General features: G+C 68.9%; 15 protein-coding genes and 1 tRNA gene. 12 read left to right on the top strand and 4 right to left on the bottom strand.

Annotated elements, in window-relative coordinates:
* The first annotated feature begins 141 nt into the window (after window positions 1–141).
* From MYSTI_RS02265 to MYSTI_RS02235, 7 genes are all read left to right on the top strand, one after another.
* Window positions 142–603 (top strand): hypothetical protein, encoded by a 462-nt coding sequence (locus tag MYSTI_RS02265; RefSeq protein ID WP_015346070.1) that lies wholly within the window; start codon window positions 142–144, stop codon window positions 601–603.
* 242 nt (window positions 604–845) lie between these two features.
* On the top strand, window positions 846–2,114 hold the full coding sequence (locus tag MYSTI_RS02260) for a hypothetical protein (protein WP_015346069.1): 1,269 nt from the start codon (window positions 846–848) through the stop codon (window positions 2,112–2,114).
* Between the two features lie 54 nt (window positions 2,115–2,168).
* Window positions 2,169–2,807 carry a zinc ribbon domain-containing protein gene (locus MYSTI_RS02255; RefSeq protein WP_015346068.1) on the top strand — a complete coding sequence of 213 codons (639 nt, stop codon included), beginning with the start codon at window positions 2,169–2,171 and terminating at the stop codon, window positions 2,805–2,807.
* Window positions 2,808–2,852: 45 nt separating this feature from the next.
* Entirely contained in the window at window positions 2,853–3,503 is a 651-nt protein-coding gene (locus MYSTI_RS02250) for a class I SAM-dependent DNA methyltransferase (RefSeq protein WP_015346067.1), read from the top strand.
* A gap of 249 nt (window positions 3,504–3,752) precedes the next feature.
* Window positions 3,753–3,823: transfer RNA gene (locus MYSTI_RS02245), tRNA-Gly, on the top strand.
* Between the two features lie 315 nt (window positions 3,824–4,138).
* Entirely contained in the window at window positions 4,139–5,227 is a 1,089-nt protein-coding gene (locus MYSTI_RS02240) for a slipin family protein (protein WP_015346066.1), read from the top strand.
* Window positions 5,228–5,340: 113 nt separating this feature from the next.
* Entirely contained in the window at window positions 5,341–7,158 is a 1,818-nt protein-coding gene (locus tag MYSTI_RS02235; RefSeq protein WP_015346065.1) for an acyl-CoA dehydrogenase, read from the top strand.
* Window positions 7,159–7,221: 63 nt separating this feature from the next.
* On the opposite strand, the gene MYSTI_RS02230 is transcribed toward MYSTI_RS02235, so the two are convergent.
* On the bottom strand, window positions 7,222–8,340 hold the full coding sequence (locus MYSTI_RS02230; protein WP_015346064.1) for a putative NPN-dependent ornithine cyclodeaminase: 1,119 nt from the start codon (window positions 8,338–8,340) through the stop codon (window positions 7,222–7,224).
* Between the two features lie 327 nt (window positions 8,341–8,667).
* Here MYSTI_RS02230 and MYSTI_RS02225 point away from each other — a divergent pair, with 327 nt between their 5' ends.
* Window positions 8,668–9,363, top strand: a complete 696-nt coding sequence (locus MYSTI_RS02225) for a LysM peptidoglycan-binding domain-containing protein (RefSeq protein ID WP_015346063.1) — start codon at window positions 8,668–8,670, stop codon at window positions 9,361–9,363.
* 136 nt (window positions 9,364–9,499) lie between these two features.
* Window positions 9,500–10,201, top strand: coding sequence for an ATP-grasp domain-containing protein (locus tag MYSTI_RS42820; RefSeq protein ID WP_015346062.1), 702 nt, complete (start codon window positions 9,500–9,502; stop codon window positions 10,199–10,201).
* A gap of 6 nt (window positions 10,202–10,207) precedes the next feature.
* Here MYSTI_RS42820 and MYSTI_RS02215 read toward each other — a convergent pair whose 3' ends face one another.
* The 3 genes from MYSTI_RS02215 to MYSTI_RS02205 all read right to left on the bottom strand — a co-directional run bounded on the left by MYSTI_RS02215 (window position 10,208) and on the right by MYSTI_RS02205 (window position 12,751).
* Window positions 10,208–10,963, bottom strand: a complete 756-nt coding sequence (locus MYSTI_RS02215; protein ID WP_015346061.1) for an eCIS core domain-containing protein — start codon at window positions 10,961–10,963, stop codon at window positions 10,208–10,210.
* Between the two features lie 13 nt (window positions 10,964–10,976).
* Entirely contained in the window at window positions 10,977–11,459 is a 483-nt protein-coding gene (locus tag MYSTI_RS02210; protein WP_015346060.1) for a hypothetical protein, read from the bottom strand.
* Between the two features lie 155 nt (window positions 11,460–11,614).
* The gene (locus MYSTI_RS02205) at window positions 11,615–12,751 is read right to left on the bottom strand and encodes a metallophosphoesterase (protein ID WP_144370258.1); all 1,137 of its coding nucleotides are present in this window, start codon (window positions 12,749–12,751) and stop codon (window positions 11,615–11,617) included.
* A gap of 199 nt (window positions 12,752–12,950) precedes the next feature.
* On the opposite strand from MYSTI_RS02205, the gene MYSTI_RS02200 reads away from it, so the two are divergent.
* From MYSTI_RS02200 to MYSTI_RS02190, 3 genes are all read left to right on the top strand, one after another.
* Complete coding sequence (locus MYSTI_RS02200; protein WP_015346058.1) at window positions 12,951–13,397, top strand: cytochrome c oxidase assembly factor Coa1 family protein; 447 nt, start codon at window positions 12,951–12,953, stop codon at window positions 13,395–13,397.
* Between the two features lie 35 nt (window positions 13,398–13,432).
* Complete coding sequence (locus MYSTI_RS02195) at window positions 13,433–13,963, top strand: hypothetical protein (RefSeq protein ID WP_015346057.1); 531 nt, start codon at window positions 13,433–13,435, stop codon at window positions 13,961–13,963.
* 88 nt (window positions 13,964–14,051) lie between these two features.
* Entirely contained in the window at window positions 14,052–14,882 is an 831-nt protein-coding gene (locus MYSTI_RS02190; RefSeq protein WP_233278142.1) for a TIGR00266 family protein, read from the top strand.
* Window positions 14,883–15,055: the final 173 nt, after the last annotated feature.

Raw genomic sequence — 15,055 nt, 5'->3', positions numbered from 1 at the left:
GAGCCGGGGTGGCCCTCATGACGAAGCTCCGAGGGCCGCCCCACGTCAGACATCACCTCGTCACCTGCCCCCCGCTTGCCTGGGGGGCTGGGCCTTGGCAGCGTCCCGTGTTCCAGCTTTTCCACACAGGAGCGCCACGCCATGCGCCGTCTTCTCACGGTCCTCGCTGTCCTGCAGCTCACTGCCTGCGCCACGACGCACACCAACGACCCGCGCACGCCCTCGGGGCCCGCGCCCCGCCCCGTTCCGCCGGACGCCAGCGAGGCGCGCCGCCTGGGCGCCGAGGCGGACAAGCTGCTCGAGGACGGCCGCTACGAGGACGCGCTGTTCCTCTACCGCAAGGCCTACAACGACGGCTTCCGTCACCCGGACGGCCTCTACTACGCCGGGGTCATCGCGGCCCGCGGCGGCAGCATCGACGAGTCCCTCATCTGGCTGGGCCGCGCCGCCGACGAGGGCTTCGCCGCGCTCCAGACGATGAACCTCGAGCCCTCGCTCGACGCCGTGCGCCAACACGAGAGCTGGGCGCGCATCGCGGAGAAGGTCACCGCCAACGCCAACAAGGACCCCAGCAAGGACACCGCGACCGCACCCGCCCCCTGAGAAGCCATTCACCGGCGGCGGCTCAATGACTCACGGGGGTGGGGTGTGAAAGCCCCGCCCTCGAGCAGCCATCCGGGCAAGCACCTGTCCACCCGCTCGAGCCTCCGCGCCACATGGCGCACGGGCCCGCAGGCACACGGGGTCAGTGGCACTTTCAGGGTGAACCGCGCTTTCCTGACCATGGCGTGAAGACCTCCTCATCCGAGGGCGAAGCCGGGGGGTCCTGAACCGTGAGAGGCGAAATGAGCTTGAAGGTGTTGCTGGCTGGACGACGGGGTGGGGACGTCTGTCTTCTGTCGCCCTCCTGGAGCTCGGGTTCCTGGCTGGAGCTGGTGGAGCAATGGTTCCAGCATCATGCGAAAGAATGGCTGGAGAGCAGCCGGATGGAGACCGGGCCGCTCGGCGCGCCGGTGTTGAAGCTGCGATTGCATCCAGCCGCGGGAGAAATCTCCATCCTCGCGACCAGCAACCTGCGAATGATTGTCTCCGCGGAGACCTCCGCGGTGGGTCCGGGCTACCACATCTTTGTGTGTGATTTGTTCAAGGCGCTGGGCCAGGCCCTGGACATCGAGTGGGCGGACGCGAATGAAGCCGAGCGCGTGGGAGACCCGACCGGTTACTTCCACACCGGCGACGCGGGGCCCGTGGAAGTCTACATGCTGGCCTGGCTCCAGGAGTCGGTGGGACAGGTGCTGCGCATGCGCAGCCGAGGCGCCGCGGGCTGCGCGATGTCGATGCGCTTCGGCCATGTCTTCGAGCACCCCGGTGCGCTGCTGACGCCGCTGGGGCCTCGGGATGAGCGGTGGATGCGGCGTGTGTACGAGGACCCTCGGCTGGGCATCGATGTGTTCCCGTGGTGGAAGCAGGGCGAGGGGGCGCACGCGCGGCTGGGCCGGGCGCTGTGCCGGCTGTGGACGGAGGTGGTGTGGCGCCCGCCGCTGCTGGACGAGGAGCGCCGGCTGATGCGCAAGGTGGCGCGCACGCTGGAGCAGGCGTGGCGGGAGGACCCGAGCCTCACCTATCCCTGGCGTGAGTGGCGGGAGGTGCTGGGGTATCTGGGCGTGGGCGGGACGCTGGCGGAGTTCGTCCACCAGCAGGCGGAGACCCACCCGGCGCGCGGCCCCTCCCTGGGTTATCGCCGAGGCGCGGTGCATGTGGCGCTGCCGGAGGGCTGGGCCATCCGCATCCCGGGCTCGCTGGCGGAGGCGCACCTGGAGGATGGAACGTGGGTGGCGCGGGACCATCGGCGCACGGTGCGCTTCACGCCGCTGGAGGATGGCGCCCTGCCCTCGATGACCGAGCACCCCGCGATGATGGAGCTGGAGCACCACGGCCAGCGGGTGAGTGGCCGGGCCTCGCTGCGCAAGGAGGCGGGGGAGTGCCGGCTGACGGCGGTGTGCAGCTCGGGGCCGCATCGGGCGCTGTGCGTGGTGAGCTTCGACGACCCGGAGGAGGAGGACTGGGCGCTGGGCACGTGGCGCTCGCTGGACCACGCCAGCAGCGCGGCGTGAGCTCACACGGTCCGTGGTAGGTTGGGGTCGTGTTGCCGCAGGAGCCAGCACGACATGTCGATGATTCAGTTCACGCGCAATTACACGGACCGCTCGAACGACTACGGGTTTCAGTTCGAGTTCTTTTGTGACAAGTGCGGCAACGGGCACATGTCACCCTTCATCGCGAGCAAGGTGGGGGTCGCCACCGGGCTCTTGCGGGCGGCGGGTTCCTTCTTCGGTGGAACGATAGGGCGCGCGGCGCACGCGGGCACGCACCTGAAGGACGCGCTGCGAGGCCAGGGCTGGGACGACGCCTACGCCGAGGCAGTGGACGCCGGGAAGCAGCACTTCAAGAACTGCACCCGCTGCGGCAAGTGGGTGTGTCCGCGCTCGTGTTGGAACGAGGGGCGCGGGCTGTGTGAGACCTGCGCGCCGGACCTCGCGGAGGAGGCGGCCTCCATCCAGGCGCACGTCGCGGTGGAGCAGGCCCGCGAGAAGGCGCGCACGGTGGACCACGTCGCGACGCTCGATATGAAACAAACGCGGACGGCGGTGTGCCCGCACTGCGCCGCGAAGGTGGACGGTGGCAGGTTCTGCACGGAATGCGGCAAGCCTCTCGCGGCCCAGAAGCTCAGCTGTGGGAAGTGCGGCACCGACATTCCGGCGAGCGCGAAGTTCTGCCCGGAATGTGGTTCACCCCGGAGCGGGTGAGGCGCGGGGCCCCACCCTTTCTTCCGTGGGTGAGGGCGACGCGAGATGACTCCTGGTTGGCAGGAAGAAGAGGTCCGGAGCATCTACACGGAGATTGCGCCGTCCTACGAAGCGCTCTTCCCGGTGCTGAGCCGGTATGACGACCGCGTGGAGCGCTTCCTCGCGGAGGCGGTGACCCCTGGGTGCCGCGTGCTCGACGTGGGCTGCGGACCGGGCCTCCACACGCGGGACCTGGACGCCTCCGTGTCCGTGCTCGGGACGGACCTGTCACCGGAGATGCTGGAGCTCGCGCGACAGTCCCGGCCCTCCGGCGAGTGGCGCCTCCACAGCTACTACCAACCACTTCCTCCGGAGTGGGGGCGCTTCGACGTGGCGCTCGCCGTGGGCTGTCTCGACTTCTGTGACGACCTGCCCCGCGTCCTCGCGCATCTCTCCGAGGCACTGGCGCCCGGCGGAAGACTCCTCTTCACCACGCTGGAGCGGCGCCCCGGGCACGAGGCCCATGAAGCCCCCACGCGTGAGATTCCCACCGGCGGGCCCCCGGTGACGTTGCACCTGTACACGTTCGAGGAGGCCGCCCGCGCGGTGCGCACCGCGGGCCTCCAACCTCGCGCCTATGTGCACGCGCCAGGTTGGGTGCAGCTCACCGAACAGCGGACCCTCTGGTTCGGCTGGTGGAGCGTCGAGCGCCCCTGAGTCGCGCCTTTCGAGGCGAGGCCGTCAGGTGGAATGACCGCCTGGCGTCACTCGCCGCCGAAGCACTTCAGAGGTGTCACGGGGCTGTCCCCGAGCTCCCTGGCCTGGGCGGGTGCGCACTGCGCGCCACGTACCGGGTGGGGTGTCCTCGGGGCCATCGTTCGCGGTGACTCCCTCGCATCGGGTGCCTCCGGCTGGCCTCCGTTCAACAGCCAAAACGAGACGCTCCTCTTCGGAGGAGTGGGTTCTCACAACTAGCTCAACGGTAGAGCACAAGACTTCCACTCTTGAGGTTGAAGGTTCGACTCCTTCGTTCGTAGCAAGAGGCTCCACTCCGAGCTGGCGAGCACGCTGGTCCCGCTCATCCACCCTCCTCCACCGCGAAGCCCCGCCGTCCGCCAGGGCGACAGTCTCCTCCCGTGTTGCTCGCGGGATGGCCTGCCGCCGTCCGCGCCCGGTGCGGCCCGTGACTGCGGGATGCGGGGACGAGCCCCGGACACGTTGTCGGTGTGCTTCGCCCGTGGAGGGTGGAGCCTTCACTTTTTCAGCTTCCAGCAGTCCCCGGGACGCGCGCGTCTTCGCGCCACCTTCGCGCCCCGGTCCCATGTGCCCCTTCGGGGGAAAGGAGGTGCGCGATGAGCTTCTTCATGCGTGTGGATGTGGTGCAGCACGAGCGTGCCTTCGTCCTGGTGGACGAGGTGCCGACGCGCTACCTCGCCCCGGGCCGCTACCGCCTGAACCACCCGTTCCGCAACGTGCGCCTCGTGCGCGTTCCCACGAGCACGCTCGTCGCCAACCTCGACACGGAGCTGCTCGCCCTCGTGCCTCCGTCGGACCTCCAGGTCATCGACCTGGGCCCCGACGAGCGCGCCGTCCTCTACCACCGCGGCCGCCCCGCGAAGTGGCTGAGCCGCGGCCAGCACCAGGTGTGGCTGGTGGACAACGTGAAGGTGGAGCGCGTGGACACGTCCGGCGTCGCCACGGCCCCGCTGCGTGACGACGTGCGCGCCCTGGTGCCCGCCAACGACTACGTGGAGGCCACGTCCGCCGACGGCTGCGTGATGCTGCGCTACGTGGACGGCGCGATGGACGCGGTGCTCCCCGCGGGCCGCCATGCCGCGTGGACGGTGGCGCGCAAGGTCCAGCTCGCCGTCATCGACCTGCGTGAGCGCCTGCTCCACGTGACGGGCCAGGAGGTGATGACGAAGGACCGCGTGACGCTGCGCCTCAACCTCTCCACGGCCTTCCGCGTGGCGGATGCGCGTCGCCTCGCGGTGGTCGCGCGCACGCCGGACGACATCCTCTACCTGGCCATGCAGCTGGCGGCCCGTGAGGCGGTGGCGGCCCGCACGCTGGATGAGCTGCTCGCCGCGCGCGAAATCGTCGCCGAGGGCCTCTTCTCCGAGGTGAAGGGCCGCGCCGAGTCGGTGGGCCTGGAGGTGTTGCACTTCGGCATCAAGGACATCGTGCTCCCGGGTGAGATGAAGAACCTGCTCAACCGCGTCATCCAGGCCCAGAAGGAGGCGGAGGCCAACGTCATCACGCGCCGCGAGGAGACGGCCGCCACGCGCTCCATGGCGCAGACGGCGAAGGTGCTCGCGGAGAACCCGCTGCTGGTCCGCCTCAAGGAGCTCGAGGCGTACAAGGACCTCGCCGCCAAGGTCGGCCAGGTCCACCTGGTGCTCGGCGAGGGCGCGGTGCCCTCGCTCCAGCTCAAGGGCTGAGACAGTGTCCACCAGCACCCCGCGGCCCCACCCCGCGGGGTACTGGCTGTTCGGCTGACTCGAAAATCAATCTCGGCTACCTTCGGGGCTTTCGTTCCCACGAGGAGTCCGTGATGTCGTCGTCGACGAACCACTACGTCCCCAACCTTCGCGATATCGAGTTCAACCTCTTCGAGTTTCTCGATATCGGCCGCACCTCGTTGGGACACGCGCCCTTCGGCGACCTGGATGAGACGGCGGCGCGGCAGCTCCTGGAGACGTTCGCGCTGCTGAGCAAGACCGAGCTGTCCCCCTCCTTCGACGAGTCCGAGCACACGCCGCCCAAGCTGGAGAACGGCGAGGTGACGTTGCCTCCGGGGCTCAAGAAGTCGATGGCGGCCTACTTCGACGCCGGCATGCACCTGCTGGAGCAGCCGACGCACCTGGGAGGCATGGGCGCGCCGCCCTCGCTGTTCTGGGCCACCTTCGAGCTCATCGTCGGCTCCAACGCCTCGCTGGCCTTCTACACGCTGGGCAACCTGGTCGCGCGAGTCATCGACCGCCTGGGCACCGAGTCGCAGAAGCGCCGCTTCCTGCCGTACATGGTGGACCGGCGCTGGGGCGGGTCCATGGTGCTCACCGAGCCCGACGCCGGCAGCGACGTGGGCGCCGCGCGCACCAAGGCGCGTCCGGTGGGCGGAGACGTCTGGGAGATTGAAGGCGTCAAGCGCTTCATCACCAACGGCGACTCGGACATGAACGAGAACATCATCCACATGGTGCTCGCGCGTCCGGAAGGCGCGCCTCCAGGCACCAAGGGACTGTCGCTCTTCGTCGTCCCCAAGTTCTGGGTGAACGAGGACGGCAGCCTGGGTGAGCGCAACGGCGTCGTGTGCACCAAGCTGGAGAAGAAGATGGGGCTGAAGGGCTCCGTCACCTGCGAGATGACCTTCGGCGATGGCCAGCCCTCGCGCGGCGTCCTCCTGGGCGAGGTCCACGACGGCATCCGTCAGATGTTCCACATCATCGAGCAGGCGCGCATGGCGGTGGGCGTGAAGTCCATGTCCGCGCTGTCCGCGGGCTATCAGCGCGCGCTGGCCTTCTCGAAGGACCGCCTCCAGGGCGCGGACCTGATGCAGGCGCGCAACAAGCTCGCCCCGCGCGTGCCCATCTTCCAGCACCCGGACGTGCGCCGCATGCTGATGGCGCAGAAGGCGTACTCGGAAGGCATGCGCGCGCTGTGTCTCTTCACCGCCTCCGTCCAGGACGGCGTGGAGATGAAGGGTGGCCACCGCGCCACCGAGGCTGGCGAGCTGGACACGCTCAACGACATGCTGCTGCCGCTGGTGAAGGGCTACTGCTCGGAGAAGGTGTACGAGCTGCTCGCGCTCTCGCTGCAGGTCCACGGCGGCTCCGGCTACCTGATGGACTACCCGGTGGAGCAGTACATCCGGGACCAGAAGATCGACACGCTCTACGAGGGCACCACGCACATCCAGGCGTTGGACCTGCTCATGCGCAAGGTGGCGCGGGATGGCGGCGCGACGCTCCAGGGCCTGCTGTCACGGATTCGCGAGACGGCCGACGGCGACCTGGGCGGCGGAGAACTCCAGACGGAGCGCGCCGCGCTGGGCAAGGCGCTGGGTGAGCTGGAGATGATGCTCGGCACGCTGATGGGGAAGCTGGGCGAGTCCGTGTACCACGTGGGCCTGCAGGGCAACCGCGTTCTGGCCGCCGTGGCGGAGGTGGTCATCGGCTGGCTGCTGGTGCGTCACGCGGGCGTGGCGCTGGAGCGGATGAAGACCAACCCCGCGGACAAGGCCTTCTACGTGGGCAAGTTCGCGAGCGCGCGCTGGTACTGCGCGGAGGTCCTCCCGGGCCTCGCCCACGCCGCGCGCATGGTGGAGGCCGGCACGCTGGACCTGCTGGAAGTCCCCGAGGAGTCGTACTGAGCCGCTGACGGCCCCCCCTCCCCGGCCGCAATCATCGGCGGCTGGGGAGCAGGGCCGCGTCGCTCACGCGGGCTTCGCGGCGGAGACGCGGGCGGACAGCTCGCGCTCCACGTACAGCCGCAGGACGTGCATGAAGTCCTGGGCGTTCGTCACCACGCCGAACGCCTGGTGCGTGCCCCGGTCCTTCAGCTTGCTGACCACGAACTCGGACGAGTCCACGCAGATGGTGGGCAGCTCCCGCAGCGAGCCGTCCTTCTCCGTGACGAACGCCGGGAGCATGTTGCCCGTGGCGATGGCGTGCAGCGCCGTGGCGACCAGCACCGCCATGGTGGCCTTCACCGCGTGACGGCGCATGGCGTCCTGGCCGCCCACGTTGTCCGTCACCACGTCCGGCAGCGGGCCGTCATCGCGGATGGAGCCCGTGAGGACGAAGGGGACCTTGTGGACGACACACGCGTGCATGATGCCGTTGGTGATGACACCCGCCTCCACCGCCTTCGCGATGGAGCCCGCGGCGCGGACCTTGTTGATGGCGCGCATGTGCAGGCCGTGGCCTCCGGACGTCGCCTCGCCGGTGCCGCTCATGCCCAGGGTGGTGCCGAAGATGGAGGCCTCGATGTCATGCACCGCGACGGCGTTGCCCGCCAGCAGCGCGCCCACGAAGCCGTTGGCGATGAACCACGTCATGTCCGCGCGCGCGCGCGAGTGCACCAGCGCGGGCCCCGTCACCCAGATGGGGTAGCCGCCGCGCTCGCGCTCGTCCACCAGCACCCGCGCCATCTGCGCGTAGTCGATGGGCTTCTCGCGAGACACCTCGCTCGTCATGAACTTGAACTCGCCCTCGCCGCCACCGCCGAGGTACGCGGTGTTCACATAGACGCCCTCCGTGCCGTCCTCCGCCAGCCCCACCACGACCCGCTCTCCGGCCCGCACGCGGCGGCCCTCGCGAATCCACAGCTCACCTTGCGCGTCCAGCACGAGCGCGCCGTCCATGCGAGGCTCGCGCGGCATGCGCCACTGGCCGCCGATGCGCACGTAGGTGGGCAGGTTGGTGGTGGTGAAGAAGCCGTCGGGCAGCACGCCGTCCGCGGGCGCTGGCTGGAAGCGCGCGTCCGGACACCGGGTGAACCGCTCGGCCGCGAAGTCAGGATGAGGAATGGAGGTGCTCACGCGCGGCACCATGCGCGGCGGCCTCCCCTGGTTCAAGGACCTTGGCGCACGTGCACCGCTTCCGTCGGATAGCGGGCAGGTGCGGACTCGCACTCAGCGGCGCTGACGCAATGGGCCGATTCCCCTCACCTCCCTGTGAAATCCCACGCATGGCGTGAGGGACTCCGACTCGAGGTGAGCGAACGTTCTGTGTATGGGAGTGAGAAGTTCCGGGCCGGGATTCTCCAAAGTCGCGAAGAAATGCGCCATCTAGCAACTCGGTGTCTCACCCTCCGAGAATACCCTCAAGTCACACGCGACCTCCCTGGTTCGCTTCCACCCCCATTCTTGGAGCCCCCCATGATCCACCCCGTCAAGGCCGGCGACAATCTGTCCACACTCGCGAAGCGCTACGGCACCACCGTCAACGCGCTGATGGAGGCGAATCCGCAAATCAAGAACGCGGACCTCATCTACACGGGTGACACACTGAAGATCCCGGGTGCGAAGGATGGCTTCGACGCCGCGCCGGGCCGCAAGGGGCCGAACCTCACGGGTGGAATGGAGAACCCGTCCTCCGTCTCGGGTCCGGACTCGTCGGGTGAAGGCACGAAGGGCCCCAAGGGCAGCCCGTTCGACATCGCGAAGTCGCACCTGGGCAAGAACGCGGGCTCCCTGAAGAAGGAAGGCTCGGGCGTGGGCGCGGACATGGAGGACTGGGTCCCCAACAACGTCAACTGCGCCAACTTCGTCTCCGCGGTGCTGGAGCAGGCCGGGCAGATCTCCAACAAGCAGCACGACAACAGCGTGATGGGGCTGATGCGCAAGCTGGATGCGGACCCGAACTTCAAGCGCGTGTCGCTGAAGGACGCGAAGCCCGGCGACGTCGTCTCCATGAAGGTGGGCAGCGGCGAGCACGTGGTGATGTTCGCGGGCTGGAAGAACGGCAAGCCCCAGTTCATCGGCTCCAACAACGTCAACCCGGACGGCTCGCAGCGCATCAGCTACAGCAGCATGAACTACCCCATCATGGCGGTTCACCAGTACCGAGGCTGAGCGGTCGCACAGCGTCGTCGAAGGACTCACGGGGCTTTGCCTCCACCCACCCGGTGGAAGCGAGGCCCCGTTTCACATCCAGAGGCGTCACGGCCTGCGAGCCAGTGACTCCACGAGGTGCGCTAGCGTCGCGAGGATGTTCCAGGGACTCCACCTGTTGATTCCAGCCAAGGCCGACCCCGAGCGCGACGCGGTCGCTCGCGCCTGGGAAGTGGGGGGCGGCACGGTGCTGCGAGTCGACCGGTTCTGGAGTCCTCCCGAGGTGGAGCCCGCGAAGACCCGCCTCTATGGGAACGACACGTTCTGCCTCGTCCTGGCCCAGAAGCTGGGCCTCACGCTCGAGTCCCCTGTGGATGACTTGTTGTTGCGCGTGGACGCGTCCTGGCTGGGGCGGGAAGTCCTCGGCTCCACGCTGGAGCAGGTCGTCACCGGTCCCTTCCCTCGCTTCATCAAGCCCCAGGTGCCCAAGCTCTTTCGTGCGCGAGTGTGGAACGAACCCGAGGCGCTCCTCGAAGAGTGCCGGGGGTTGGACCCGAAGACCCTCGTCCTGTCCTCGGAGGTCGTCGACGTGCGAGCGGAGGCACGCGCCTGGGTGCTGAACGGCCGCGTCGTGATGTGTGCCCTCTACGAGGGCGAGGGTGATGTCTCGACGGCCCGGTCCTTCCTCGACACCGTGGCTCGGCGGACGCAACTTCCTCCCGCGTGTGTCCTGGATGCGGCGTGGGTGGAAGGCTCGGGCTGGGTGCTATTGGAAGCCAACGCCGCGTGGGGCGCGGGACTCAATGGCTGTGATGCGAGCGAAGCCGCACGGTGCATCGCCGCGGCCACGCACACCTGACATTCCTCACGGCGCGCCGCGACCCGCTCGAAGGCTCGTGAGCGCCTCTTCGAGCAGCGGCAGCGCCGCCTCCGACCATCCCCGCAACCGTGCGTGAGCGGACAGCTCGCGGCCGGGATGAATCAGGTCGCAGCGCGCGGCATCCTCGATGAGCTGCGCCTGCTGCTCCGGGTTGAGCTCCTCCCAGCCCAGGCCCTTCTTCACCGCCTTGCGCCAGTCGTACCCATCTCCCACGAACTGCGCGGCAATCGCGGCGCTCATGTACGCGGTGCCCCCATGCTGGTGCTGCCACACGTGCGTCAACTCATGCACCAGCAACCCCATATCCGTGGCGCGGAGCCTGGGCGGGATGAAGACCGTGTTGCCGTGCACGAAGGCCCGCCCCGACACACCCAGCACACCCAACGGGCCTTCCTTCAAGCGCACCGCCGCGTAGTCCAGGCTCGTCCCGAAGATGGGCCGCAAGAGCGCCACCTCGAAGCCCGTCAGCCCGCGCCCCGGAGGCTCCACTCCCGACAGCACCTGCGTTGCGCTCACCACGCGCCCCAGCAACATCAACACCACATCCACGGGAAGCTGCGCCACGCGCCACAACCCACGCCGGAGCCTGAAGCGCCCTTCGCGAAATCGTCCGCGAACACACAGCACCAGGCCGCGAGCCACCTCCGTGGGCACCACCCGGAGGCCATGCCCCACGCCACGCGATGCACTCACCACCCCTGTGAGCAGCCCTCGCCCCGCGTCCACCCAGCGGGCGGCCATCACGTCGACAGCCTCAGCGCCCCACGGCGGCGCGAAGCGGCGCGCTCGCGCCCAGCACCGACGCCATCAACGCGCGCAACGCCCCGGGCCGCCAGGGCCGCGCGAGCGCGAAGTGCGTGCGGCACGAGCCACGAAACGCCTCCGCCAGGTCCGGACTCAACCGCGAGGACACCAGGACCCGAGGCCCTTCGAAGTCCCGCTCCACCAACCGAGCCAGGAAGGCATACGAGCCCGAGCGTTCCACCGAGTCCAGGTCGACGACCACCGCCGCCGGCATCGCCCCCAGCTCCATCCGCCGCCCCGCCGACGCGACGCCCTGCGCGTGGATCAACCCATATGCCGGCGCCAACTCGCGGCCCATCGCCAGCCGCATCAGCGGGGACTCGGACACCACCATCACCACGGGCCCACCCGAGCTCCGCCCCACACCCTCCCTCAGGCGGGGCGCGGGGACCGACTCGAACAGACGCGGAGAGGCGATGGTCAGGGAAGGCACGCATAGGACAGTAGCCAGCAATAGCGGAAATATCAAACTACACTTAAATTTTCTGGGTAGTCCGCTCTACGCCAGCCTTCGCCACGCATAGAGCCCTCTCCTCACGGGCACAAGGCGACTGTCTTTTCGTTCAGCAGGTCGACTTGGACCCATCCTCAATTCGCGGGCACCAGGGTCAGCTCGGCGATCTCAGGTGAGGGCCCCAGTCGCAGCGGAGGCCCCCAGTAGCCCGTGCCCCGGTGCGTGTACACGCGCACGCCAGCCACGGTCGCGAGCCCCTTCACCACGGGCTGCTGCAGCTTGATGAAGAACATGAACGGGAACACCTGCCCGCCATGCGTGTGCCCGGAGAGCTGGAGGTCCACCCGCACGCCCGCCTCGGCCACGCGCAGCGCGGAGCGAGGCTGATGTGCGAGCAACACGACGGGCACGTCGCTCGGGGCCCCCGCGAGCGCCGCGGAGGGACGGCTCGCATGCGCGGGAACGATGTGACCCGCGTCGTGGTCCGTCACACCCGCGATGACCAACCGCGCCCCATCCCGCTCCACCACGCGATGCGTGTTGCGCAGCACCGTGAGGCCCAGCCGAGCCACCTCCGCCTCCCAGGCCGGTCCCCCATGGTAGTACTCGTGATTGCCCGTCACGTAGAACACGCCCAGCGACGCGCGCAGCTCCGCGAGCGGGCGCACCTCCTCGCGCAGCGACTCCACGCTTCCGTCGACCAGGTCCCCCGTCACGGCGATGATGTCTGGCTTCAGCGCGTTCACCTGCTCCACCACGCGCCGCAGCCACCGGCCATCCAGCGTGGGCCCCACGTGGACGTCTGAAATCTGCACCACCTTCAGGCCACCGAACCCTGGCGCCAATCCAGACATCGGCACCGTCACGCGCTCCACCGTCGCGCGGCCTCGCGCCGTGATGAACGCGTAGAGCACCGCGGGCACCGTCACCGCACTCACGCCCACGGCCTTCCACCTCGCGAGCATCAACGGGTCCACCACCAGGCCCGTCCAGCCCGCCACCGCGCCCACCACGTCCGCCACCACCATCGCGCTGAGCAGGATGCCGAAGCTCCCCAGCCACACGAAGGACACCCACTGCAACACGCGTCGGGCCGCGGAGGGCAGGCCGAACCCGCCCATCAACCCCACGGGTATCGACACGAAGAGCAGCGCCACCAGCGTCGCGCCCGCGCCGCCCCAGGGGGCAGGCCACTCGGGGCTCACGAACAAGCGCACCGCCAGGTACGCATGCAGCGAGCCCAGCAGCGCGAGGATGCCGCCCAGGGACATCAACCAACGCAGCACACGCGGAGGGCCCGTGCGGACCCGCCGCTGCTCTTGTTCGACACCTTCCGACGACCGCGCCAAGGACTGGACCTCCGAACGGGTGGACACACACACCGAGGGGAGGCGGAGCATAATGGCCACTTCCGTCGCCTGCCCGGCAACCGGCGCCCCTGCTCGTTAGTGAGGGGTCCTGGAGACCCGCATGCGCCCGCGCCCCCTCGACAGTCCCTGGCAGACCTGGGCGGTAGCGGCGGCGCTGGTCCTCGGAGGACTCGGCTGCTTCGCCAGCGGGGTGCTCTGGGTGACGCGCTCGCTCTTTCAAGACATCGAGCAGGAGCTGCGTCGCAACGACGTCCATCGCCTCGTCCTGCGCACCGCCGAGGCCATGCCCCGGGTCGCCGAGCAACTGGGCACACCGCTGACCAGCAGCTTCCTCACCCTGCGCGCCCACGACGGCGCCACACCGCACGGAGGACGCGTGGACTTCGACCTCACCGTGCAGGGGCCCCGCGGGCGCGGCGTCCTGGAGGCGCACGTCGACTACACGCGGGAGACCTGGACGCTCCGCGAGCTGGTGCTCCGCCCGGAGGCGGGGGATTCCATGGCCATCCCAGCAGGAGGCAGCACGCCCGCCCTGCCTCCTGACTGAATCCACAGCGACGGGAGGCTGCCTACGTTGACGGCATGAAGACCTCGCTCCTCACCGCCCTTGGCCTGCTCGCTTGCGGCTCCGCTCTCGCCGCGCCTCCCTCCCCGAACCAGGACCTCACCCTGAAGACACGGGACCGCTCGCTCTCCATGCGAGTCACCGACGACAACCTCTCCAGCTCCGACGTCCAGCTCTCCTTCGAGCACGACACCGTGCGAGGCAAGGCCTTCGGCCGCCCCGTCGACCTCACGGAGAAGGACGACGTCCTCAAAGGCACCTACGGACAGAAGCCGGTGAACCTCAAGGTGACCGACCACGAGGACACCGTCGTGGCCGTGGGCACGTTCGGCGGTCAGGTCTCCAACTTCCAGGTCAGCCCCCAGCAAGTCACCGGCACCGTGGGCCCGTGCAGCTACGAGCTGCTCATCACCCGCCATGACCGCTACGAGGGCTGGCGCACGTGTGGAGACCGGAAGGACGACAAGGTCTCGCTCTTCATTCCCGCGTCGCTCGCGGACGAGGAGACGCAGCTCGCCACGGCGCTCTCCCTCCTGCTGGCGCAATAGCCAACCGGCGCCAAGCGTCTGTCATTCACGCATCGCGAAGCCCGCGAGGTCCAAGCACTCGCGGGTTGAGCCATGCCTGGGGGCGGGTATGGTGCGCCGACCCCTGACGACGGAGCGGGATGCCATGGCGCAGATGCACGAGGTCGACTTCAAGATCCACGGTGATGACCTCCAGTTCGTGGAAGTGGAGCTGGACCCGCAGGAGGCCGCGGTCGCCGAGGCCGGCACGCTGATGTACATGGACGACGGCATCGAGATGGAGACCATCTTCGGTGACGGCTCGGAGAAGAAGAGTGGCTTTCTCGGCTCGTTGCTGGGCGCGGGAAAGCGATTGCTGACGGGTGAATCGCTCTTCACCACGGTCTTCCTCAACCGGGGCAGCGGCAAGCGCAAGGTGGCCTTCGCGGCGCCCTACCCTGGGAAGATCATCGCGGTGAATCTCCAGGAGCTTGGCGGCGAGCTGATTGCACAGAAGGACAGCTTCCTCGCGGCGGCCAAGGGTGTCTCGCTGGGCATCGCCTTCCAGAAGAAGCTGGGCACGGGCCTGTTCGGCGGCGAGGGCTTCATCATGCAGCGGCTCCAGGGTGACGGCCTCGCCTTCATCCACGCGGGAGGCACGCTGCTCGAGCGCACGCTGGCGCCCGGCGAATTGCTGCGCGTGGACACGGGCTGCATCGTCGCGTTCCAGCCCTCGGTGGACTACGACATCCAGATGGTGAGCGGCATCAAGACGGCCTTCTTCGGCGGCGAGGGCCTGTTCTTCGCCACGCTGCGAGGTCCCGGCAAGGTGTGGCTCCAGTCGCTGCCCTTCAGCCGGCTCGCGGGCCGCATCCTCTCCGCCGCGGGTCCTGGGGGCTCGCGAGACGAAGGCAGCGTGCTCAAGGGCACGGGCCTGGGCTCGCTGCTCGGCGACGACTGAGCCTCACGGCGCGAAACACGCACGGGCCCGCGAAGCGCGGGCATCAGGCACAGGAGAACGGGCCTGGGCTCACGGCTCGGCGACGACTGAGCCTCACGGCGCGAAACACGCACGGGCCCGCGAAACGCGGGCACCAGGCGCAGGAGAACAGGCCTGGGCTCACGGCTCGGTGA

The organism is Myxococcus stipitatus DSM 14675, from assembly GCF_000331735.1.
Taxonomy (GTDB): domain Bacteria; phylum Myxococcota; class Myxococcia; order Myxococcales; family Myxococcaceae; genus Myxococcus; species Myxococcus stipitatus.
This window is presented reverse-complemented; position numbering and strand designations above follow the sequence as displayed.

Bases quoted from the DNA above. Each gene is read 5' to 3' on its own strand.
- MYSTI_RS02250 (WP_015346067.1), top strand. From the start codon at position 2,853: ATGACTCCTGGTTGGCAGGAAGAAGAGGTCCGGAGCATCTACACGGAG.
- MYSTI_RS02205 (WP_144370258.1), bottom strand. From the start codon at position 12,751: ATGTCCCTGGGCGGCATCCTCGCGCTGCTGGGCTCGCTGCATGCGTAC.
- MYSTI_RS02260 (WP_015346069.1), top strand. From the start codon at position 846: ATGAGCTTGAAGGTGTTGCTGGCTGGACGACGGGGTGGGGACGTCTGT.
- MYSTI_RS02235 (WP_015346065.1), top strand. From the start codon at position 5,341: ATGTCGTCGTCGACGAACCACTACGTCCCCAACCTTCGCGATATCGAG.
- MYSTI_RS02265 (WP_015346070.1), top strand. From the start codon at position 142: ATGCGCCGTCTTCTCACGGTCCTCGCTGTCCTGCAGCTCACTGCCTGC.
- MYSTI_RS02230 (WP_015346064.1), bottom strand. From the start codon at position 8,340: ATGGTGCCGCGCGTGAGCACCTCCATTCCTCATCCTGACTTCGCGGCC.
- MYSTI_RS02215 (WP_015346061.1), bottom strand. From the start codon at position 10,963: ATGGCCGCCCGCTGGGTGGACGCGGGGCGAGGGCTGCTCACAGGGGTG.
- MYSTI_RS02225 (WP_015346063.1), top strand. From the start codon at position 8,668: ATGATCCACCCCGTCAAGGCCGGCGACAATCTGTCCACACTCGCGAAG.
- MYSTI_RS02255 (WP_015346068.1), top strand. From the start codon at position 2,169: ATGTCGATGATTCAGTTCACGCGCAATTACACGGACCGCTCGAACGAC.
- MYSTI_RS02200 (WP_015346058.1), top strand. From the start codon at position 12,951: ATGCGCCCGCGCCCCCTCGACAGTCCCTGGCAGACCTGGGCGGTAGCG.
- MYSTI_RS02190 (WP_233278142.1), top strand. From the start codon at position 14,052: ATGGTGCGCCGACCCCTGACGACGGAGCGGGATGCCATGGCGCAGATG.
- MYSTI_RS02240 (WP_015346066.1), top strand. From the start codon at position 4,139: ATGAGCTTCTTCATGCGTGTGGATGTGGTGCAGCACGAGCGTGCCTTC.
- MYSTI_RS42820 (WP_015346062.1), top strand. From the start codon at position 9,500: ATGTTCCAGGGACTCCACCTGTTGATTCCAGCCAAGGCCGACCCCGAG.
- MYSTI_RS02195 (WP_015346057.1), top strand. From the start codon at position 13,433: ATGAAGACCTCGCTCCTCACCGCCCTTGGCCTGCTCGCTTGCGGCTCC.